This window comes from Lyngbya sp. PCC 8106 (genome assembly GCF_000169095.1).
Taxonomy (GTDB): Bacteria; Cyanobacteriota; Cyanobacteriia; order Cyanobacteriales; family Microcoleaceae; genus Capilliphycus.
In genome coordinates, this window is record NZ_AAVU01000006.1 from 182,411 (window position 1) to 203,149 (window position 20,739).

The 20,739-nt window shown below is 40.8% G+C and carries 19 protein-coding genes; 11 read left to right on the forward strand and 8 right to left on the reverse strand.

Annotated elements, in window-relative coordinates; genetic code table 11:
- Nucleotides 1-3: 3 nt before the first annotated feature.
- Nucleotides 4-897, reverse strand: a complete 894-nt coding sequence (locus tag L8106_RS06425) for a sulfite exporter TauE/SafE family protein (protein ID WP_009783423.1) — start codon at nt 895-897, stop codon at nt 4-6.
- Nucleotides 884-1,867: an acetamidase/formamidase family protein gene (locus tag L8106_RS06430; protein WP_009783424.1), complete on the reverse strand. Its 984-nt coding sequence runs from the start codon at nt 1,865-1,867 to the stop codon at nt 884-886. The genes L8106_RS06425 and L8106_RS06430 overlap by 14 nt, the downstream gene beginning before the upstream one ends.
- A 105-nt stretch (nt 1,868-1,972) precedes the next feature.
- On the opposite strand from L8106_RS06430, the gene L8106_RS06435 reads away from it, so the two are divergent.
- The gene (locus L8106_RS06435; RefSeq protein ID WP_009783425.1) at nt 1,973-3,433 is read left to right on the forward strand and encodes a mechanosensitive ion channel domain-containing protein; all 1,461 of its coding nucleotides are present in this window, start codon (nt 1,973-1,975) and stop codon (nt 3,431-3,433) included.
- A gap of 16 nt (nt 3,434-3,449) precedes the next feature.
- Here L8106_RS06435 and L8106_RS32000 read toward each other — a convergent pair whose 3' ends face one another.
- Complete coding sequence (locus L8106_RS32000) at nt 3,450-3,683, reverse strand: hypothetical protein (RefSeq protein WP_156803599.1); 234 nt, start codon at nt 3,681-3,683, stop codon at nt 3,450-3,452.
- A 555-nt stretch (nt 3,684-4,238) separates the two neighbouring features.
- Between L8106_RS32000 and L8106_RS06445 the strand changes: the two genes are divergently transcribed.
- The 10 genes from L8106_RS06445 (at nt 4,239) to arsC (ending at nt 12,311) form a co-directional block, all read left to right on the forward strand.
- Nucleotides 4,239-5,165 carry a PstS family phosphate ABC transporter substrate-binding protein gene (locus L8106_RS06445; protein WP_039895595.1) on the forward strand — a complete coding sequence of 309 codons (927 nt, stop codon included), beginning with the start codon at nt 4,239-4,241 and terminating at the stop codon, nt 5,163-5,165.
- A 171-nt stretch (nt 5,166-5,336) separates the two neighbouring features.
- Nucleotides 5,337-6,269 (forward strand): phosphate ABC transporter permease subunit PstC, encoded by a 933-nt coding sequence (gene pstC / locus L8106_RS06450; RefSeq protein ID WP_009783427.1) that lies wholly within the window; start codon nt 5,337-5,339, stop codon nt 6,267-6,269.
- A gap of 11 nt (nt 6,270-6,280) precedes the next feature.
- Nucleotides 6,281-7,204: a phosphate ABC transporter permease PstA gene (gene pstA / locus L8106_RS06455; RefSeq protein WP_009783428.1), complete on the forward strand. Its 924-nt coding sequence runs from the start codon at nt 6,281-6,283 to the stop codon at nt 7,202-7,204.
- A 41-nt stretch (nt 7,205-7,245) separates the two neighbouring features.
- On the forward strand, nt 7,246-8,019 hold the full coding sequence (gene pstB / locus L8106_RS06460) for a phosphate ABC transporter ATP-binding protein PstB (protein WP_009783429.1): 774 nt from the start codon (nt 7,246-7,248) through the stop codon (nt 8,017-8,019).
- Nucleotides 8,020-8,101: 82 nt separating this feature from the next.
- Nucleotides 8,102-8,422 (forward strand): helix-turn-helix transcriptional regulator, encoded by a 321-nt coding sequence (locus L8106_RS06465; protein ID WP_009783430.1) that lies wholly within the window; start codon nt 8,102-8,104, stop codon nt 8,420-8,422.
- Nucleotides 8,423-8,557: 135 nt separating this feature from the next.
- Nucleotides 8,558-9,589: a PstS family phosphate ABC transporter substrate-binding protein gene (locus L8106_RS06470; protein WP_009783431.1), complete on the forward strand. Its 1,032-nt coding sequence runs from the start codon at nt 8,558-8,560 to the stop codon at nt 9,587-9,589.
- A gap of 30 nt (nt 9,590-9,619) precedes the next feature.
- Nucleotides 9,620-10,768, forward strand: coding sequence for an ACR3 family arsenite efflux transporter (gene arsB, locus L8106_RS06475; protein WP_009783432.1), 1,149 nt, complete (start codon nt 9,620-9,622; stop codon nt 10,766-10,768).
- 14 nt (nt 10,769-10,782) lie between these two features.
- Nucleotides 10,783-11,229, forward strand: coding sequence for an ArsI/CadI family heavy metal resistance metalloenzyme (locus L8106_RS06480; protein ID WP_009783433.1), 447 nt, complete (start codon nt 10,783-10,785; stop codon nt 11,227-11,229).
- A 24-nt stretch (nt 11,230-11,253) separates the two neighbouring features.
- The gene (gene arsH, locus L8106_RS06485) at nt 11,254-11,865 is read left to right on the forward strand and encodes an arsenical resistance protein ArsH (RefSeq protein WP_009783434.1); all 612 of its coding nucleotides are present in this window, start codon (nt 11,254-11,256) and stop codon (nt 11,863-11,865) included.
- Nucleotides 11,866-11,918: 53 nt separating this feature from the next.
- A complete protein-coding gene (gene arsC, locus L8106_RS06490; protein WP_009783435.1) occupies nt 11,919-12,311 on the forward strand; it encodes an arsenate reductase, glutathione/glutaredoxin type in 393 nt (130 codons plus the stop codon).
- Between the two features lie 83 nt (nt 12,312-12,394).
- Here arsC and L8106_RS06495 read toward each other — a convergent pair whose 3' ends face one another.
- The 5 genes from L8106_RS06495 to L8106_RS06515 form a co-directional block, all read right to left on the reverse strand.
- Nucleotides 12,395-13,189, reverse strand: a complete 795-nt coding sequence (locus tag L8106_RS06495; RefSeq protein ID WP_009783436.1) for an SDR family NAD(P)-dependent oxidoreductase — start codon at nt 13,187-13,189, stop codon at nt 12,395-12,397.
- Nucleotides 13,190-13,192: 3 nt separating this feature from the next.
- Nucleotides 13,193-14,701 (reverse strand): GMC family oxidoreductase, encoded by a 1,509-nt coding sequence (locus L8106_RS06500; RefSeq protein ID WP_009783437.1) that lies wholly within the window; start codon nt 14,699-14,701, stop codon nt 13,193-13,195.
- A 252-nt stretch (nt 14,702-14,953) separates the two neighbouring features.
- Nucleotides 14,954-18,631, reverse strand: coding sequence for an MHYT domain-containing protein (locus L8106_RS29415; RefSeq protein ID WP_009783438.1), 3,678 nt, complete (start codon nt 18,629-18,631; stop codon nt 14,954-14,956).
- Nucleotides 18,632-18,875: 244 nt separating this feature from the next.
- Nucleotides 18,876-20,009 (reverse strand): glutathionylspermidine synthase family protein, encoded by a 1,134-nt coding sequence (locus L8106_RS06510; protein ID WP_009783439.1) that lies wholly within the window; start codon nt 20,007-20,009, stop codon nt 18,876-18,878.
- 84 nt (nt 20,010-20,093) lie between these two features.
- A complete protein-coding gene (locus L8106_RS06515; protein WP_009783440.1) occupies nt 20,094-20,489 on the reverse strand; it encodes a hypothetical protein in 396 nt (131 codons plus the stop codon).
- Nucleotides 20,490-20,739 lie beyond the last annotated feature (250 nt).

Here is a 20,739-nt window from a genome sequence, read left to right on the forward strand (position 1 = left end):
AAATTATTGAAACGCTTTCCAAAAAATGTAGATTGAGAGGATAAACAGTAAACTTTTGAACGCTAAACTCACTGTTTTTTCGGATAAATTGGGTAAAAATCGAGTGCTAAATTGAGCGCCGAGTAAGCCGCCTAATCCTAATATTGTACCCGTAATCCAGATCACATTTCCTTGCAAAGCGTGTCCTAAACAAGCCGAAAAAGCGGTAATTACAATCACTCCTAAACTGGTTTGAATCGCGGTTTTAATGGTTTCATTTAAGAGTAATATTTGTAGAGGAACCATGATCACCCCGCCCCCAATTCCAAATAGTCCAGCGAGTAATCCGGCTAAACTTCCGGTAATAATTTGGGCGATTTGTTGAGATTGAATTTGTTTAGAGTTTTGTTGATATTCAAAGACTAACGAAAGCGGATGAGGCGTAATCGGAAAGAGAGTTTCAGGAATAAGATTTAATGAAGTTGAGTTTTGAGGATAGCTTGAAAACTCCGATGAATTTTGATTTTCTTCCTGTTTTTTCTTTTGCTTTGTCACTTTTTTCCGAACTTCGACTAAATAAATATTCAGCAGGAGTAATAGTCCAAATAAAATCAGTAATATTTGACTTGAAAAAAGATTAGCGAGATAAGCCCCAATTTGCGCTGTAACTAAAGCTGGAAATCCAATCCCAATCACCCGATTTAAACTCAGATAACCCATGCGCCAATTCTGAATACTACCGGAAATGGAGGTAATCATAATTGAAAGGGTACTGGTGGCGACTGCATTAATCGGTTCATATCCTAATCCTAGCATCATTGGAACCAGAACCGTACCACCACCAATACCTAAAAAACCAGCTAAAATTCCGGCAAAAATTCCGCTGACCGCTAAAGTCAATAATTCAGAAATAGTCATCCCTGATAAATTTAAAAGTTTGAGGTAAAGTAGACTTTGAGATCATACCATGAACCCCTTTTTGTGGAGAATTAACTACCTGGGTGATCCGAAAATTAGCGGCTAGAGAACATAAAACATAACTTTCTTCTGCTTCCAATCCGATAAACTTTTCGAGAAACTCTATCATCTGTTTGAGTGCAGATTCAAAGGCTTCGTCTAAGGTTGAACCCCATCCCATTGTGATGATATCGGTGGGTGTTTCTGCAATTGGTGTCGTTAGAGATAAATTTTGATGTAAGTTTAATATAATCGTGCCATTCATCGATGTTTCAATTGCTGTAGTGCTAACTTCTCCTTCGCCTTGTGCTGAATGTCCATCACCGATTGAAAATAACGCACCAGGAACAAATATTGGTAAAAATAAACGAGAACCTGCTTGTAATTCTGGGTTATCAATATTACCACCATAAACTCCTGGAGGAATAGATGAACGGTTGGTTTCAGTTGTCGCCACGCCCAAAATTCCAAAAAAGGGATGTAGGGGAATATAAATCTCACTTTTGGGGGGAAATTCTGCACAATTTCGTTCTAAGTCGAGGGGAATAAACCGTAGGTTGGGTTCAGAAAATTCTTGGGGTAAAGCACCCCAACCGGAACGAATGGCGTTAAACCCCATGGCTAAACGGGGAGAAATGGCTTCTAGACGCACTTCTAGTACATCTCCGGGTTGAGCATTTTTCACATAAATTGGCCCAGTTAGTAGGTGAGGGCCATTCTCAATCCGGCGTTCTGGGGGTAAATTGTGATAAATTTCGATTAATTCTGGCGTGACAAAGGCTTCAGGTGCTTGCTGACAAATTTTCAATCCGGTGTAGGTTTCAACTGAGATGCGATCGCCAGAGTCAACGGTTAAGGCGGGTGGAAGTTGATCGGAAAATCCCCCTAAATGAACGGTTTGACAATTTGCTTTTAAAAGATGATCAACCATATTAATTCTGTTATCCTACAAGTGAGAGTGTTTGTTGCAGTTTATCACTTTCTGAACTTCAACTAATACTCTAAACAAATCCTTTTTGTGAATCCTCTATTTTGCATGAAAATTATTGAAAATATTTTACAGTTTTTATCTAGAGTTTTTACACAACCCATTTTTCTGGGTGGAATTTCGATTTCTCTTAGCTCCATTTTTACGATTCTAGTTGCTTTTTTTGCGGTGGTTATAAGTTCTCGCTATCTGAGCAACTGGTTGAGAGATCATCTCTTGATTCGATTGGGTTTTCAGGAAGGAACTCGTGAAGCGATTGCTACAATTTTTCGCTATTTTACGATTACATTAGGGTTTATTATTATTCCCCAAGCTGCGGGTTTAGATTTAAGTTCGTTAGCTTTTTTAGCGGGAGGTTTAGGGATTGGGATTGGGTTTGGATTTCAAGGTTTAGCCCAAAATTTTGTGAGTGGTTTAATTTTAGTTTTTGAACAACCTATCCGAGTGGGTGATTATATTGAATTGGGAGATTTAGAAGGAACTATTCGTAAAATTTCGATTCGTTCTACTATTGTTCTAACGAATGATGGAATTTCGATTATTGTTCCTAATTCTGATTTAGTGAATAATCGGATTATTAACTGGAGTTATGAAAATATGAATAGTCGGATTCATATTCCGGTGCGCGTTGCTTATGGAAGCGATCCGGTATTAGTCACAGAAGCGATTTTAGCCGCAGCCCAGAAAGAATCTCGAATTTTGTCTTTTCCACCTCCGCAGGTTTGGTTGAGTAATTTTGGTGAAGATTCGATTAATTTTGAACTGCTGGTTTGGATTGATAAACCCCGCTTTAGATTACCGATTCAGAGTTCTTTAAATTTTATTATTCATCACGAGTTTTATTTTAAAAATATCCGCATTCCCGTCTCTCAGCGAGATTTATGGCTCAGGAATCCAGAAGATTTAAAATCAGTTTTTGAATCTATTAATTTTAATCGATCTAAGCAAGAAAATGAAAAATCTACTCGAATTAATCTGAGTAAAGAGCCAGTATATTCTCCACAAGACTTGTCTCTACGCGATTTGTTAAAAAAGGTAGTCTATTTTGAAAACTTCAGCAATTTGGAGATTTTGAGTTTAATTGAAAAAGGCTATCGCCAAACCTATTATAGTGAACAGTTTATTTTCCATGAAGGTGATCCGGGAGATGCGTTTCATATTATTTTATCAGGTTCAGTTGAAATTATCGCTGAAAAAGCAAATAAACATATTCGAGATCTGTATGCAGGAGACTTTTTTGGAGAGTTGTCTTTATTGATGGGAATTCGTCGTTCAGCCGGAGTAAGAGCCAAAGAAAAAACAATTGTATTTGTGGTGAGTCGGAATATTTTTCAAAACTTTTTATCCAGTTATCCGCAATTGGCTAATCAAATTGCTGAAAAGTTGGCTGAACGTAAACAAGAATTTATTGAACGGAAAAAAGAGTTGGGTTTATCCGATGATGAAGATTTGGAAAATAATCCGTTGGTTTGGATTCGTAAACGGATGAAAACTTTATTTAATATTTAGATTGAAATTTATAATTTTAGCGAATATATTTTTCTAAACTTGGAATTTTCAAGCCTAATAAGAGGGTGATGAAGATGAGTAGCACAAACCAAGGGGTAAAGCTTAAGGCGCATAATAAACTTAACAAGGCGATTCCTCTGGTGAACACACAGACGATTTCTTCACCGCTATCGAAACTAATCCATGTTGCAGCACTGGCAACGGTTAGAGACAAGAATAATGGAAAGAGTGAGACGGTTAGAGATTCCATAACAAAGACGGTTTTTTGATCGACAATTTCATTGAGCTTAAACAAACTTGCAAAGTGCAGCGAGAAAGGTTATGCTAATTTCTAAATTGTTTGAATAATTGATCGCGATCGCAATTGTTGAGGAAAGGTTGAATTGGTCTTCGTTAAGGACTTTCACCGCGATCACTCGGATTGTAGCTGATCGGTTAAGATCGGACAAGTCTTCAACTGTCACAGTGATGAGTAGAGGTTCGTTCCTGGTTGCTCTCTCGACTGTAGAACTTGTGAATCATCTCTTGAGCTATTCTTCGTAGATTTTGAGATTAATATAGGTTTATTTGATCTGTAAAGTTGGATTTATAGAGTTAGCTTTTATCTACTGTCAAAAAAGCTGCTTGAATAAAGTTTAACCAAAATTTAAACAAAACTTAAATTAGAAATAGCAATTGTATCTTAACCTGATAACTGTTCATCGTAAATTCCTAGTATTTTGATGACTAAGGATTAGGAATTAAGTAGACAGACCTTTGTTCTAAATTTACCTTCATCCTACAGAGAGTTATGCAATTAAAAAATATGCAGTTTAAACAAAATCGTTGGACATTGGCTGGTACTTTGACTGCGATCGCAGCAACGGTTGCATTATCTATCCCTGCGGTACGTTCCCAAGGGACTCCCACGGTTAAAGTCGATGGTTCTAGTACCGTTTATCCGATTACTGAAGCCGTCGCCGAAGAATTTCAAAAAGCCAAACAAGGCGCAATGCGAGTGACTGTTGGTATTTCCGGAACAGGAGGTGGTTTCAAGAAGTTTTGTTCTGGACAAACTGATATTTCAAATGCTTCTCGTCCGATCAAAGATTCTGAAGCACAAGCTTGTAAAAGTGCAGGAATTAACTACATAGAACTTCCAGTTGCTTATGATGCGATTACTGTCGTTGTTCATCCCAGCAATCCACTCACAAGTATTAGCACTGCTGAACTCAAAAAAATGTGGGAACCGGCTGCTCAAGGTAAGATCATGAAGTGGAATCAGATTAATTCAGCTTGGCCGGATAAAGCCCTGAAATTGTATGGCCCGGGTGCTGATTCAGGAACATTTGATTACTTTACCGAAGAAATCAACGGTAAGTCCCAAGCAAGCCGCACTGACTATACTCCCAGTGAAGATGATAACGTTTTGGTACAGGGTGTTTCTCGTGATCAGGGTGCATTAGGATACTTTGGTTATGCTTACTATGAAAACAACAAAGGTAAGTTAAAATCACTGGCAATTAATGGGGTTAAGCCTTCTTTAGACACAGTAAATAATGGCAGCTACAAACCCCTTTCTCGACCCATCTTTATTTACGTTAGCACTAATGCTCTTAAGCGGCCAGAGGTTAAAGCCTTTGTAGAATATTACCTACAAAATAGCGCTGAACTCTCGAAAGAAGTAGGTTATGTGCCTCTACCGAGCAATATGCAGCAACAAGCCCTCAGCCGTTTGCAAAGCCAGAATTAAAGTAATTCTGCTCAATAAGATTGACTGCCATCTGATTTGATTAATAACACGTTGATCAGGGTTATTATCACACCGGAGGGATTGGGGAATGCTGTTGCTATAGCAAAACTCTCTAATCCCTATATTAGTCTTGGAAAGAACAGATTAAGTTTTTTAAAAATCAGCTAGCACATGACCCAAAACCAACTGCAACTTTCAAAAAAGAGTAAACAATTGAGTCCGAAGCAAATTCGGAATTTACGAGAACAAGTCATTGAATTTATTTTGTTTCTTGCTGCCTTTTCTTCGGTAGCAACCACAATAGCAATTTTATATATTCTCATTGATGAATCTGTATTGTTTTTTCAGGAAGTTTCGATTGTAGAATTCCTCACGGGTACTCAATGGACTCCTTTGTTTGCTGATGCTCATTATGGGATTTTACCCCTACTCTCAGGAACCCTTGTGACCTCAACGGTGGCGATGTTTGTGGCTATTCCTTTAGGAACCATTGCGGCTATCTATTTAAGTGAATTCGCTCATTCTCAACTCCGCGAAATTGTTAAGCCGTGGCTAGAAGTTTTAGCCGCCATTCCAACTGTTGTTTATGGCTATTTTGCCCTACTTGTTGTTACACCTATTCTCCAATCTATTTTTCCGATGCTTCCCGGCTTTAATATGTTAAGTGCGGGTTTAGTCATGGGATTAATGATTATTCCGTTTGTGAGTTCAATTAGTGAAGATGCGATGCGTTCTGTTCCGGTTGGACTACGAGAAGGGTCTTATGCGATGGGTGCAACTCGTCTACAAACAGCCTTAAAAGTTGTATTTCCATCTGCCATTTCTGGTATCAGTGCCGCTTATATTCTGGCAGTTTCTCGTGCAGTTGGTGAAACAATGATTGTCGCAGTTGCAGCCGGATTACAACCACAACTCACCTGGAATCCTTTCGATCAAGCCGCTACAATTAGCTCCTATATTGTGCAGGTGAGTTTGGGAGATATTCCTCATGGTACTCTAGAATATCATACCATTTTTGCGGCTGGATTAACGCTTGTTTTAATGACACTAATTTTAAACGTTATTGGTCATTTTTTAGCAAAACGTTATCGAGAAATTTATTAAGTTTAAACCAGATGGCTAACTCCAACCTTCAAGAAATTCGCAGCGAATTAAACCGTCGAAAAAAAATTGATAAACTCTTTGCCATTGTTGGCTTTTTAGTGATTTTCTTTTCCATTTTGATTCTCGTTGGGTTAACCCTACAAATGGCAATTAGTGGGATTTCTCGAATTACCCCTGATTTCTTTTTTAGTTTTCCCAGTCGTAAACCTGAACAAGCAGGCATTCTATCAGCTTGGGTAGGAACCACTTTAGTTATGCTTGTCACCGCAATAATATCAGTTCCTCTAGGGGTTGCTTCGGGAATTTATCTCGAAGAATATAGCCGCAAAAACTGGATTGCAGATTTAATTGAAATTAACATTACCAATTTGGCGGGTGTTCCTTCAATTGTATACGGATTATTAGCCCTGGGTCTGTTTGTTTATATCCTCAATCTCGGAGAAAGTGTTCTCGCCGCAGGTTTAACATTAGCCTTGTTAATTCTACCCATTGTCATTGTCACCACTCGTGAAGCATTGCGAGCAATTCCGAATAGTTTGCGGGAAGCCGCTTATGCCTTGGGTGCGAGTAAATGGCAAATGATTTGGGATCATATTCTGCCCTATTCTGCCGGGAGTATTTTAACAGGTGTAATCATCGGTTTATCCCGAGCAATTGGCCAAACTGCTCCCGTAATTACCATTGGTGCATTAACATTTATTGCCTTTTTACCCGATGCTCCTTTTAAGGGTGAATTTCCCTTTATTTCTTTTGCTTGGTTAAAGGCACCTTTTACCGTTATGCCCATTCAAATGTTTAACTGGGTATCTCGCCCAGAAGCAGAATTTACTGTAAATGCGGCAGCAGCAGGTACGGTATTAATTATGATGACGCTAACCATGAACGCCCTAGCCGTTTATTTGCGTTATCAGTTCCGTCGGGGTATCAAATGGTAAAGTGATTAAGTTTATTTTGAAATTGTTTAAGTAGGTTGAAAATGAAAGAATTAATTACCCTCAAGCCCAAAGCAGAAGCCCGTGATCTCAACTTTTATTATGGTTCGTTTCATGCAGTCAAAAATGTTAATCTCACCGTTCCTGAACGACAAGTTACCGCTTTAATTGGGCCGTCTGGATGTGGGAAAACAACTCTGTTACGTTGTTTTAATCGAATGCACGATTTGTATCCGGGGAATCGCTACGAAGGTCAAATTTTCTTAGATGCAGATAATATTTTAGCTCGAGAAATTGACCCGATAGAAGTGCGAATGCGGGTGAGTATGGTATTCCAAAAGCCAAATCCTTTCCCCAAATCGATTTATGAAAATGTTGCCTATGGGTTACGGGTACGCGGTGAGAAAAAGCGCAGTTTAATTGATGAAAAAGTTGAACAGGCACTCAAAGAAGCAGCCCTTTGGGATGAAGTCAAAGACCGTTTAAAAGACATGGCGTTAAATCTATCGGGCGGTCAACAACAACGCTTATGTATTGCCAGGGCATTAGTTGCAAATCCCGAAATGATTTTATTTGATGAACCGACTTCTGCCCTTGACCCCATCGCCACCGCTAGCATTGAAGAATTAATGAGTCAATTGAAACAGCACGTTACTATTTTAATTGTGACTCACAGTATGCAGCAAGCAGCTCGATTTTCTGATTATACCGCGTTTATGTACTTAGGAGAAATGCTAGAATTTGGCACCACTTCAGAAGTATTTAGTAGCCCTTCTCACAGCCAAACAGAAAACTATCTACGTGGACGAATTGGTTAAAACTTAAACCCGTATCTTGCCACAACAGACAGAATGGGGCATCCTAGAGATAATGTCTCAGTGATGGTATCAAAAAAAATTGATGAAAACAACCTCGACCGAATCATCAACTTTACTTGCTGCTGGATTTCACGCCCTGTCTGATTCCCTCAGAATGCAAATTATTGATGAGTTGCGAGAGGCGGAGTTGTGCGTGTGCGACCTCTGTAAAGAACTTGACATCGCCCAGTCCAAACTCTCGTTTCACCTGAAAATCCTCAAGAAAGCAGGTTTAGTCCAATCTCGGGCAGAAGGGCGGTGGATATACTATCGCCTTAACCTTGCCCAGTTCATCGCCCTAGAGGAGTATCTGTCGGAATTTCGCCGTTTTAGCCCAATTTGGCCCGCTCGCAAATGTGAGTAAGTTGTTGACCCATCAAAATTTTTACAGCTTTGAACGCTGCTTTTATATAAAATCTTTACCTAAGTTTACTTGACTAATCAAACTTTTTTGATAAAGTACAAGTATACCTTCAACTCCGCAAAGGAGGAGAAAGCGATGAGTACAACTCCGACAAACTGGCTAAAAACCTTTAATGTAGCTAGTTTCGCTATTGGTACAACTGTCTTGTTGTCCGGTTGTGGTTCCAATCAAGCGCAGCAAAACGAACCGATAAAAATTGATGGTTCCAGTACCGTTTATCCGATTACCGAGAAAATTGTCGAACAGTTCAACTCAGAAAGCACAAAAAATGTTGATGTAACCGCAAACTTTTCCGGAACCGGAGGTGGTTTTCAAAAATTCTGTGCAGGCGAAACCGACATCAACAACGCCTCTCGCCCCATTTCTCGCAGTGAGATGGAAGTCTGCAAACAAAACAATATTGCTTATATCGAACTCCCAGTGGCTTTTGATGCCCTCAGCGTTGTTGTTCATCCCCAAAATACTTGGGCGTCTGACATCAGCGTTGAGGAGTTGAAGAAAATTTGGGAACCTGGGGCGCAAGGGAGAATTACAACATGGAATCAAGTGCGTCCGTCTTGGCCTAATAGACCGTTAGTATTGTACGGGCCAGGGACAGACTCAGGAACCTATGACTATTTTACAGAAGCAATTGTTGGTCAACCTGGTGCTTCTCGTAGTGATTTTACCGCCAGTGAAGATGATGAGATTTTAGCGCAGGGAGTGAGTAGAAATCCCAACGCTTTGGGTTATTTTGGTTATGCTTATTACAACAAAAACCAAGACAAATTAAAACCCTTAGCGATTGATAATGGTACGGGTTCTGCGGTGATGCCTTCGGAAGAAAATGCCCGCCAAAATCAATACAGACCGTTAGCGCGACCCCTGTTTATTTATGTTAATGCTGTCTCCGCTAAAGACAACCCTTTGATGACGGATTTTATCGATTTTTATCTGAGAAATGCAGAGGGGGTTGTGAGTTCTGTCGGTTATATTCCCTTTGAAGAAGATGACTATGCTTTGCTGTTCCGCAACTTTCATAAAACCAAAGTAGGAACTGCTTTTGGAGGTGAATCTGAATTCACAATGACGATTGATGAAGTGTTGACTAAGTTTACAGAATGGTAGTCGATTTTGCTGTAATTTTGAGGAATTTCTATGAGTTCTAATTCACCTCAAGTTAATGAATCTGCCGTACAAGCAGGCGGTCAACTGAGCGTTTTTGAAAAGTATCTCACCGTTTGGGTATTTTTGTGTATTTTAGGCGGAATTTTACTCGGAAGATTGTTTCCCGGTGTGGCGGTTGCCCTTGATTCGATGAGTGTTTATCAGGTGTCGATTCCGATTGCAATTTGCCTGTTTTTTATGATGTATCCCATCATGGTAAAGATTGACTTTACCCAGGCTCGTCAAGCGGCAAAAGCACCCAAACCAGTCATCCTAACCTTAGTCGTTAACTGGCTAATCAAACCATTTACAATGGTTGCCTTTTCACAGTTTTTTCTGGGGTATTTATTTCGGCCGTTATTAAGTACAACAGAGGTATTAAGAGGAACAGAAGTCACACTAGCTGACTCTTATATTGCCGGAACAATTTTACTCGGAATTGCCCCTTGTACGGCAATGGTTTTGATGTGGGGATATCTTTCTTATAGTAACCAAGGTCATACATTAGTGATGGTGGCGATTAACTCCCTAGCCATGCTGTTTTTATATGCCCCTTTAGGACGTTGGTTGCTGTCTGCTAATGATTTAACTGTGCCTTGGGAAACGATTGTTTTATCAGTGTTAATCTATGTGGGATTACCATTAGCCGCAGGAATGTATAGTCGCTATTGGATTTTTAAACATAAAGGTAAAGCGTGGTTTGAACGCAAGTTTCTGAAGTATTTAAGCCCGATTGCGACTTCAGCTTTATTGATTACCTTAGTATTGTTGTTTGCCTTCAAGGGAGAATTGATTGTTGAAAATCCGCTGCATATTTTGTTGATTGCAGTTCCTCTATTTATCCAAACTAACTTTATCTTTCTGATTGCTTACGTTGCTGGATTAAAGATGAATTTGTACTATGAAGATGCCGCACCCGCAGCGTTAATTGGGGCGAGTAATCATTTTGAAGTCGCCATTGCAACAGCCGTGACTTTATTTGGTTTAAATTCGGGTGCTGCATTAGCAACTGTTGTCGGCGTTTTAATTGAAGTTCCGGTAATGTTAATGTTGGTCGAAGTTTGCAAACGAACTGCTTCTTGGTTTCCCCGCGAACCAGAAAAAGCAACATTACTTGATCCCCGTTGTTTGAAGTGTTAAATTAGAGGTGAATTATGTCAGTCTTTAAAACTCATGTCGCTTTAGTTGTCCGAAACTTAGAACAGTCTCTTACCTTTTATCAGACTTTATTTGGAGTTGAACCTGTCAAATATAAAGCCGATTATGCTAAATTTGACGTGAACAATCCCCCACTCAATCTAACCCTGAATTTAGCCGAAGAAATTCAACCGGGTGGCACCTTGTCTCACTTAGGAATTCAAGTCGAAAGTTCGGAAACCGTACAAGCGGCAATTGAACGATTTAAACAGGCAAAACTCGCAACCTTTGAAGAACACAATACCGACTGTTGTTATGCCATTCAGGATAAAGTTTGGGTAACTGACCCCGATGGAAATCGTTGGGAAATATTTGTGGTTAAACTTGCCGATACCACCCCAGAAGACAACTTAACGACAGCTTCAAAAGCGGCTGAACCTGTCAAATCGACTTGCTGTAAATAGTCATCGATTCTCACGTTAACACCGATGGAAAAATTAGATCATCCCCCCAGAATTCTCTTTTTGTATGGTTCCTTGCGAGAACGCTCTTATAGTCGTTTGTTAGCAGAAGAAGCCGCGCGAATTATTACAGAAATGGGAGCAGAAGTTAAATTTTTTCATCCCTATGACTTACCTCTGCGGGGGAGGGTTGAAGAATCTCATCCTCTCGTTCAAGAACTCCGAGAACTCAGTCAATGGTCAGAAGGTCAAGTCTGGTCATCTCCAGAAATGCACGGTAATATTACCGGAATTCTCAAAAATCAAATAGACTGGATTCCTTTAAGTATTGGTGCAGTTCGACCCACCCAAGGAAAAACATTAGCCGTGATGCAAGTCAGTGGCGGTTCTCAATCTTTTAACGCAGTGAATACCATGCGAATTTTGGGTCGATGGATGCGAATGTTTACCATTCCCAATCAATCTTCAGTCGCGAAAGCTTATCAAGAATTTAACGAAGATGGAACGATGAAAGATTCACCCTATCGCGATCGCGTTGTTGATGTGATGGAGGAACTTTATAAGTTTACCATACTGTTGCGAGATCAAGTAGATTATCTGACAGATCGCTATAGTGAACGCAAAGAAAAAATAAACTAATTTTCTGCAAAAACTAGCCCAATAAAATTCATCAAAAATCAGGAGTTACTCTAATGAAACGAGTCATGTTTGTTTGTAAGAAAAATTCTTCTCGTTCTCAAATGGCGGAAGGATTTGCAAAAAAATTAGGTGAGGGAAAAATCAGCGTCACGAGTTCAGGGTTAGAAGCCAGCGAAGTCAATCCCCACGCAATTAAAGCCATGTCAGACGTTGGAATTGATATTAACAATCAAACCTCTAACGCCCTAAGTGAATTTAACCCCAAAGATTATGATGCGGTGATTTCATTGTGTGGTTGTGGGGTAAATTTACCGCCGGAATGGGTAACAAAAGAAGTGTTTGAAGATTGGCAACTCGATGACCCCGCAGAACAACCCGAAATCTTTCCCCGTGTGCGAGAAGAAGTTCGAGAACGAGTTGAAAAGTTGATTGCAAAATTAAGTTGAGTTTGTCTGTTTTGAGTAGAGTTAAGGTTTGGCTAAATCACCAAACCTTCTTCACTCTCTCAACAATAAAATCAGAAGTGAGTTTATTTCTCAGAGGGTTTAATAAACTTACTCCCCCTCGGCCACCCTAACAATTGCAAACGATAAAACTGATTGGGAAACAAAGCAAATAGGTACTTAAAGATTTTGAAACTAAACGGTTCCTCGTAAGTTCCCACCCATTGTTTACTGTTTTCAATCCAATTAACAATCTTACCCGCAACATGATCGGCAGAAGGTGCAGAATTAACCCGACTTTCACGAATTTTGTAGGCTTTTTCGTTCAAACGATTGACCGGCGCCCAGGCTAACGGCCCAGCGATGACACCCGGACGGTAAAACCGCAGACGAATCATCTTGTCACTGGCATAATAAACAATCGGCCCGACACCTGACCAATAATAATGTAAGGCAATTTTCCCCGAATGATAAACAGGCCCAAAACAAGAAGGACTCCCATCAGCAATTGAACCAATAGCAATCACATCCAACAGTTGATCACGCTTTTGTTTGGCAGCTTCTACCGCCACAATCGCCGGCCAAGTATAGTTAACGCGGTTCATCGACTCGACTAATTCTACCAAAGGAACTCCGCCTTCACCCACTTCCGTTTCAATTTGACCCGCATTTAAAATGACAACATCGGGATTATAACTAAACAGTTTTTGGGCATCTTCGAGGGTTTCTTGCGGGGAAACACATAACTCGTTATAGCCTTCTCCCTGTAAATCGGGCTGACGAGTCACTCCAACCACATGACAACCCTGCTGCATATACGCCTTTCCTAATGCACTCCCCAAAGTCCCCGAAATTCCAGTAATTACGACTGTTTTCTTCATTTTTTAACAAACCTCCTTGATCACTTCTGATACACGCAAAGCATTCGCCATAATTGTTAAAGCCGGACTCACCCCCAAAGAATTAGGCATAAATCCCCCATCAACCACAAACACGTTATCATGGTCGTGCAAACGGCAATCCGGGTCAAGTACACTTGTTTGCGGATCGCTGCCAAAACGAGTCGTTCCGGCTTGATGGGAAGTATGAACCTCGTCTTTATCCCCCGTTACCCCGTAGGTAAAAACAGCGCCCGCCTGACGAAATACAGTTCTCAGTTGACGCATATAATATTTGGAACGATAGACGTCGTAGGGATGAAAGCGGTGAGTCAGACGAATTTCTCCATTTTTACCCAATTCAACTCGATTTTCGCTTTGGGGTATATCTTCGACTAACCCCGTAATCACTAACATTCGCTTCAGCAGAAAACGGGCGATCGCAGTGGGAAGGGGAAAGGGAAGTTCTGCTTGGATCGAAAGTGGCCCGGGAACGGGGACAGTTTGGGCGAGTCCGAGTTTGTGGGGAAAATCTGGGGAACCGAGATAGAGATCGGTAAAGCCGAGTTGTTTAATTAAGCTATCTGCACCGCCTGTTTCCCCGGCAAAAAAGCCTGCTGCGAGGGCGCCACAGTGAAACATATAGTTTCGCCCTACTTGGTCACTTCGTCCGGTTAAGCCCGATTTTAGCAGGATAACGGGACTCCCAATCGCCCCAGCAGAGAGGATGTAAACTTTAGCGGTGAGTTGTTCAATGTTACCTGTTTGGCGATCCTGTAACTGAACTGCGGTAACTTTACCTTGACTATTGGTAACTAACTGATCGGCTTCGGTGAGGGTTTTGAGTTGTAAATTGCCGTTTTCAAGCAGTGTATCCAGAAGTCGAACCGTTGTAGACGCCCTCGCATCGTTAGGACAATAAAAACCCGGACAGCTTGGACAACGTAAACAGCGATTAAAATCAATCCCAAAGGGTAAGTGAAAGGGGGTAAAACCTGCGGCGTCGATAGCTTGTTCGAGGTGTTGGTTGATCGGGGCTAAAGCGGGAACATCGCAGGGATAACCGTGGGTTGGGGTTTCAACGTTAGGAATTTGAGTAGTATTGTCGCCGCTGACTTGAAATAATTGTTCAGCTTTGTCATAGTAGGGAGCGAGATCATCGTAGGTAATCGGCCAATCCCAGAGATGACGCGGTAGCCATTTGTCGTAATATTTACCGGGATGGAAGTCATAACGACTGGGACGAATGAGAACACCACCATAGAGGGAAGTTCCACCCCCGAGAATTCCGGAAATGTGTAAGCGAGTTTGCTGTCCGTTGACCTCAAAATTGCGATCGTCGAAGGCTTCTTTATTAATCAGCATTCGGCGTTCATCTTGGTAGGCTGTTGTGTCAGAAAATCGAGATCCACGTTCGACTAATAGAACCCGTTTTCCAGCGCTGGCTAACGCAAACGCCACCGTTCCGCCTCCTGCACCACTACCGATAATTATTGCATCAAAATCGTAACCCACGCTGTTCTCCGAATGTATATGATTCGTTTGTTCTTCTCAGTTTACTGTTTGCTACAAATGATTGAGAGGGCGTTAACAGACAATTGATCAATTGTCCCGACTTTGATTTACTTTCCGATGATTCGGGTTTGAGGGGTTTTAGGATTTAGAAATGACAATCATGTATTCGCGTAGCGCTATATTAAACACAAGTTTTGATTGAATCAAAAAATGACCTCTAAGTTAATGAATGAGAACTGATTTTCAATGAAGTCACTTCTGCGAAACCGTCTTAGGTTCAGTCAATTCCATAATCTGATCATAGCGGAAATCCTCAACTAACTCTTTTAAAGTTTCTGATAAGATGTTATGTTCTGGAGGAATGTGATCGATGAGTTCCCAAATCAATAAGTCACTACAAGCTTGAGCCGCTTTATGAAGTTTTTCAACCCAATCTGGGGGCATTGTTTCTATCATCTCAAGATTAGAGATAGGCTGCCTTTTTTCTGAATCAGAGGATTGAGCCGATGAATTTAGAGTTTCAGACTCATCTTTAGCATAAATATATTCAACTCCCAAATATTTTCTAATCATTTCTAAGAGTTCTTCTCGTTGGAAGGGTTTGCCGATAAAATCGTCACATCCAGCATTAAAAATCGCCTGTTTTTCTGCTTCAAACGTATTGGCTGTCAAGGCAATAATAATCGGTTTTTTGGCAAAAGACATCGCATTAATCTGTTGAGTTGCCTCAAAACCGTTCATAACAGGCATTCGCATATCCATCAAGATTAAGTCAGGTTGCCAAGTTGAACAAATTTCAATTGCTTCTTGACCACTACTGGCTTCTCGAACTTCAAAGCCAATTTCTGAGAGTAACTTGATCATGAGTAAACGGTTATTCGGTTGATCTTCTACGATTAAAATACTTCTTTTCAGATCTTCAGGAACTAAACTAATAACTGGATCAGGATGATAATTTCTGTATTTGTTTTGAGCTTGAGTGCAACTCATCGGAATTTCAAAAGCAAAGGTACTCCCAACATTAACTTGAGATTTAACGGTTATTTCTCCACCCATCAGTTGTACAAATTGTTGACTAATGGATAATCCTAAACCTGTACCTTCACCTGATTTTAACCCGGTTGTCGTTTGAGAAAAGGCTTGGAATAAGCGCTTTAATTCATTTTCAGCAATACCTAAACCTGTATCGGCAACTTCAAAACGAATTCTGAGTGCATCATTCTTGATCAAACTATTTTCTGTTTCTCGAACTTTGGCTTGATTCACTCTAAAGCTGCGTAACGTTACACAACCTGATTCTGTGAATTTTGTTGCATTTCCTAAAAGATTAATTAAAACCTGACGCAATTTCTTTTCATCTCCTCTCACCCATTGAGGTAATGTCTCGTCTAGTTCAAAGGTTAGTAATAATCCTTTTGATTGTGCTTTCAAACACAACATTTTTTCTAGATTTTCCAGCAAATGAAGCAAATCAAAATCATCTTCTGTCAGTGTAACTCGACCTGCCTCTATTTTTGACATTTCTAAAATATCATTAATTAAGTTTAGCAAATGTTCACCTGCTCGACTAATAATTTCCAGGTATTGGTGATGTTCGACTTTTATACTAGAGTCGTAATTCATTAATTGTGCAAAACCCAAAATCGCATTTAGAGGGGTTCGCAATTCGTGACTCATTGAGGCGAGAAATTCACTTTTCGCTAGGTTTGCAGCATCAGCCGCTTCTTTGGCTTCTTGAAGTTCTTGGGCTTGTTGCTGAGTTTTAGCCAAGAGTTCAGCTTGTTGAACCGCAACCCCTAACTGACTCCCAATTTGGGTTAGAATTTTGATTTCTGCGTTCGTCCATTCTCGCGGCGTTCCATTTTGATAGGCACAGAGTAATCCCCATAGATTCGTTCCACAAAAAATCGGTGCAATCATATAGGAACGAGCTTGTAACTGCTCTAAGAAATTGAGATAACACTCATCAAATCCTGCCGTATAAATATCTCGTACAGAGCGATAGTAACTCTTTCCTTGGCGATAAAATCCCCCTTGATTTTCTCGTAGATAAGTATCTTCGATCAAAGCTTCGTTACTATCAAGTAATTTAACCACACAATCGGCTTGATTGACAGCAATTTGTTTGAGAGAGGATTGATATTCTGTTTTGGAAATTAATGTTTTCCATCCTGACATCACAGACTCTGCAAGGACTTCTCCACTCCAGTCAGGATTAAAACGATAAACAAGAACTCTCGAACAGCACAACGCTTGTCGGAGTTCTTCTGTCGTTGCATTAAATATGGTTTTAAGTTCCAGGGTTTCGCGCATTCTTTGCATGACTCGAACAATTGATCTTTCCCGTTTTGCACTTTCTTGTAAGGCTTGTTCAACTTGTTTCCGTTCGGTAATATCAGTATTAGAACCCACCATTCGATAGGCTTTATTCTTACTATCCCATAGTGCTACACCCCGAGAAAGTATCCAACGAATATTGCCTTGTTTAGTCACGGATCTAAACTCAACTTCGTAGTAAGGAATTTCTTGATTGAGGTAACGTTCTAAAATGTTAAAAACCCGCTCTGAGTCTTCTGAATAAAGGATTTTTTTGAAAGATTCGAGATGATTGGGTAATTCTTCTTCACCATAACCCAACATCATCTTCCAGCGAGAAGAAAAGTAAGTTTTTCCGGTTGGGATATCCCAGTCCCAAATCCCATCATTTGCACCTTCTACGGCTAAAGCAAATCGTTCTTCTGAGTCTCTTAATGCGGCTTCAGTTTGCTTTTGTTGGCTAATATCACTAACGGTACAAATCACTCGTTCAACGCTGCCATTTTTTGCCAGTTGCGGAGTCGCATTCACCAGTAACCACCGACATTGAGCGTTCGGATATGAGTTTTTAATTCCGATGATTATATTCCGAACAGGTTGACGTTGAGTAATGGCGAATTGTACCGGAAGTTTTTGGGGGTTATAATCACTGCCATCTTCTTGCATAAGATACCAATCTTGACCGAAAATTTGAGGGGTTTCGGTGTTGGATTTCAGCTTTAATAATGTTTGTGCAGATTGATTGCTAATCAGGATTTCTGCACGGTTGTTTAGGAGTAATACACCGACTTGCATTTCGCGAATCAGTGTTTGAAAGCGTTGTTCACTCTCTGCTAAAGCTTTTTCTCGCAGTTGATGAGCATTTAAACGTCGATCAAAAAAGAGGCTAATCAGGGTAAAGATTAAAGTCATTAAGGTGATTGCACCAACCCCTAAAGCCAACCCAAATTGATTGAATGTTGAGAATGAATCAGCCGTTAAAACTGATGTTGGAAAAAAGTGAGTTGCCCACATTCCAGTATAGTGCATTCCACTAATTCCAGTTCCCATAATTGCTGCACTTCCTATTTGTTTCCAGAATTGCTGATTTGAATCTGGATTTTGTGCGCGAAATGCTAACCATAAAGCCGCCCCTGATGCTAGTATCGCGATGATTACAGATAAGGCTACAATCAGAGAGTTATATTGTATTTGAGCTTCTTCTAGTCTGATAGCTGCCATTCCTGTGTAGTGCATGAGAGCGATCGCAGTTCCCATGGAAATAGTACCACAAACAAGCGATAATCGATTGGTACTGGGTTGATATAATAACCATAATGCTAAACCGGAGGCGGCGATCGCTAAACCAAGAGACAACAATGTTATCTTGAGATCATAACGAACAGCTATTGGTAAGTGAAATGAGAGCATGGCGATGAAGTGCATTGACCAAATTCCTGATCCCATAGCAACCGCTCCCCCCAGTAACCAGATGATGCTTTTGCGTTTGCTGATTCCGAGTTTTACTTGTTTTGCTAAATCCAAAGCTGTGTAGGAAGCAATTACAGCGATGATGAAGGAAAGAACGATTAATAGTGTGTTATATTGACCTACAATTTCTGTTGTGTTTTCCATCGATTTTGATCCTGATAATTTTTATATTTACGAATTTCTTTCGCCGTTCTAAGATTCTGTGTGTCTTGTAATGATATCAATTTTTTTTGTTACTTTTCGACTTTCAATTCTGTCGATCTATCTATTGTTAAATTATAGGAGTCATAAAAATCACCTAAAAAATGTTTTCATTAACTTACAGTTTAAACAATTCAGTCATATTCTTTATTGATTTTCTCGAGATTAGAAAGGCAGATATAGATCTTTAGACAAAGTAGTGCGGGATAAACTGACTGGTATTTTGGGTAATGGGAGTTTGATCTTCTCGAATACCAATTCCGGCTGCTTGTTCACCGATAATCCATGATCCAATAACCGGATAGTAACTGTCAAATTGGGGTAACGGCCAGTAGGATTGATAAATTAGGGGTTCGTCTTGATAGATGCCTTCGGTTTGATAAATGCGATCGCCATAATAGATCGTAACATTACCGCCTTCACGGGAAAAAATCGGTTTACTGATGTAAGGATGAGAAAGTTGAGTTGAGTCAAAATAGGCAGGTAATAGGTGAGGATGATCCGGGAAAAATTCCCATAAAATCGGTAAAATAGCTTTATTGCTGAGAATCATTTTCCAAGCCGGTTCTAACAGCAGCATCGGTTCACTTAAAAGGTGTTGTCCAAACTCATCCTGGATCATCCACTCCCACGGGTAAAGTTTAAAGAGTGCTTGAATGGGGAAGTTTTCCAAGTCACAAAAACACTGATCACTAGAGTTCCAGCCCATTTCATCTATATATAGATGTTTAGTCAAGAACCCGGCTTGAATGGCTACATCTCTGAGATATTCAACGGTTCCGAGATCTTCTGTACTATCCCGTTCGCAGGTAAAGTGTAGATGTCTGAGATGAGGAGATAGATAAGAGTAGATTTGGTGAAATTGTTCGATCAGTTTTTCGTGAATGGAGTTGAACTGATCAGCGTTGGGAAAGCTTTCTTCTAACCACGTCCACTGAACGATACTGGCTTCGAGTAAGGCGGTGGGAGTATCGGCGTTGTATTCGAGGAGTTTGGGGGGATGGATGCCATCATAGACAAAATCAAAGCGACCATAAAGGCTAGGATCACCTTCTTCCCAGGACTGACGACAGATTTGAAAAAATTCGAGCGGGATGGAAAGTTGAGTATAGCGTTCTTCTATAATAATGCGCTCAATGGCTTCTAGACAAAGCTGATGGAGTTCAACGGTTGCGGCTTCGAGTTCGTCTATTTCTGGAGAACTAAACTGATAACAGGCGCTTTCGTTCCAATACAGTCCATCGTAGTTGTAAAAGTGAAATCCAACCTCATCGCATTTTTGTTCCCAGTGGGGACGTGGAGTGAGGGGGATGCGTTTCATAGCTAAACCTGCTTTTTGGATAAAATGTTAGTGATTTAGTTTTAGAGTTCCCATTCTCAAGGGTTTTGACGACTTCTATTTCAATCAACCGCCTCGGCTCCCGGCTCGTCCCCCGAATCGGCTCCCTGAACCGAATCCTCCTCGTTTAATTCGACCGACGGAGGAACTCGGACGACTCGGAGAGGTGGTGACAATTCCAGCGTTGCGAGGAATGACTCGGGGAGGGCTGTTGTAGGTACGGTAATAGTAGTAGTTACCTCGGCGTCGTCGGTAATAGGGGCCATAATAATAACCAACAGGATAGGAGCCATCGGTGATCGGTTCACAGAGTTCGGGTTGACCCCATTCTTGCTGACAGTCTGGCAGATTGCGATAAACTTCTCGTCTTTTGGAGGATTCGCAGGCTTTCAAACCGACTGATGCGATTAAGACGAGGGTGATCACTGCCGTTCTTTTAGATTTACGAGGAGGAGTAGTCATAAAGAGGCTTTCAGCGACTTCTAACTTTAGGATAGCTGATAGCCTTGAATGAGAATAAGCGAGTCAAATGCTGATCTATGGGCAGGGCTGTTTCATTCTCAGTCATCCGTTCACCGCCTCGGAATTGGCGGTGCTTGCGGATGACTCGCTTCCCGAGTTAAAAATTGCCGGGGGTGATGGGGTGACGGGGGTGGTGGGGTGACGGGGGTGATGGGGTGACGGGGTGACGGGGGTGATGGGGTGACGGGGG

Bases quoted from the DNA above. Each gene is read 5' to 3' on its own strand.
- L8106_RS06425 (WP_009783423.1), bottom strand. From the start codon at position 897: ATGACTATTTCTGAATTATTGACTTTAGCGGTCAGCGGAATTTTTGCC.
- L8106_RS06430 (WP_009783424.1), bottom strand. From the start codon at position 1,867: ATGGTTGATCATCTTTTAAAAGCAAATTGTCAAACCGTTCATTTAGGG.
- L8106_RS06435 (WP_009783425.1), top strand. From the start codon at position 1,973: ATGAAAATTATTGAAAATATTTTACAGTTTTTATCTAGAGTTTTTACA.
- L8106_RS32000 (WP_156803599.1), bottom strand. From the start codon at position 3,683: ATGGAATCTCTAACCGTCTCACTCTTTCCATTATTCTTGTCTCTAACC.
- L8106_RS06445 (WP_039895595.1), top strand. From the start codon at position 4,239: ATGCAGTTTAAACAAAATCGTTGGACATTGGCTGGTACTTTGACTGCG.
- pstC (WP_009783427.1), top strand. From the start codon at position 5,337: ATGACCCAAAACCAACTGCAACTTTCAAAAAAGAGTAAACAATTGAGT.
- pstA (WP_009783428.1), top strand. From the start codon at position 6,281: ATGGCTAACTCCAACCTTCAAGAAATTCGCAGCGAATTAAACCGTCGA.
- pstB (WP_009783429.1), top strand. From the start codon at position 7,246: ATGAAAGAATTAATTACCCTCAAGCCCAAAGCAGAAGCCCGTGATCTC.
- L8106_RS06465 (WP_009783430.1), top strand. From the start codon at position 8,102: ATGAAAACAACCTCGACCGAATCATCAACTTTACTTGCTGCTGGATTT.
- L8106_RS06470 (WP_009783431.1), top strand. From the start codon at position 8,558: ATGAGTACAACTCCGACAAACTGGCTAAAAACCTTTAATGTAGCTAGT.
- arsB (WP_009783432.1), top strand. From the start codon at position 9,620: ATGAGTTCTAATTCACCTCAAGTTAATGAATCTGCCGTACAAGCAGGC.
- L8106_RS06480 (WP_009783433.1), top strand. From the start codon at position 10,783: ATGTCAGTCTTTAAAACTCATGTCGCTTTAGTTGTCCGAAACTTAGAA.
- arsH (WP_009783434.1), top strand. From the start codon at position 11,254: ATGGAAAAATTAGATCATCCCCCCAGAATTCTCTTTTTGTATGGTTCC.
- arsC (WP_009783435.1), top strand. From the start codon at position 11,919: ATGAAACGAGTCATGTTTGTTTGTAAGAAAAATTCTTCTCGTTCTCAA.
- L8106_RS06495 (WP_009783436.1), bottom strand. From the start codon at position 13,189: ATGAAGAAAACAGTCGTAATTACTGGAATTTCGGGGACTTTGGGGAGT.
- L8106_RS29415 (WP_009783438.1), bottom strand. From the start codon at position 18,631: ATGGAAAACACAACAGAAATTGTAGGTCAATATAACACACTATTAATC.
- L8106_RS06510 (WP_009783439.1), bottom strand. From the start codon at position 20,009: ATGAAACGCATCCCCCTCACTCCACGTCCCCACTGGGAACAAAAATGC.
- L8106_RS06515 (WP_009783440.1), bottom strand. From the start codon at position 20,489: ATGACTACTCCTCCTCGTAAATCTAAAAGAACGGCAGTGATCACCCTC.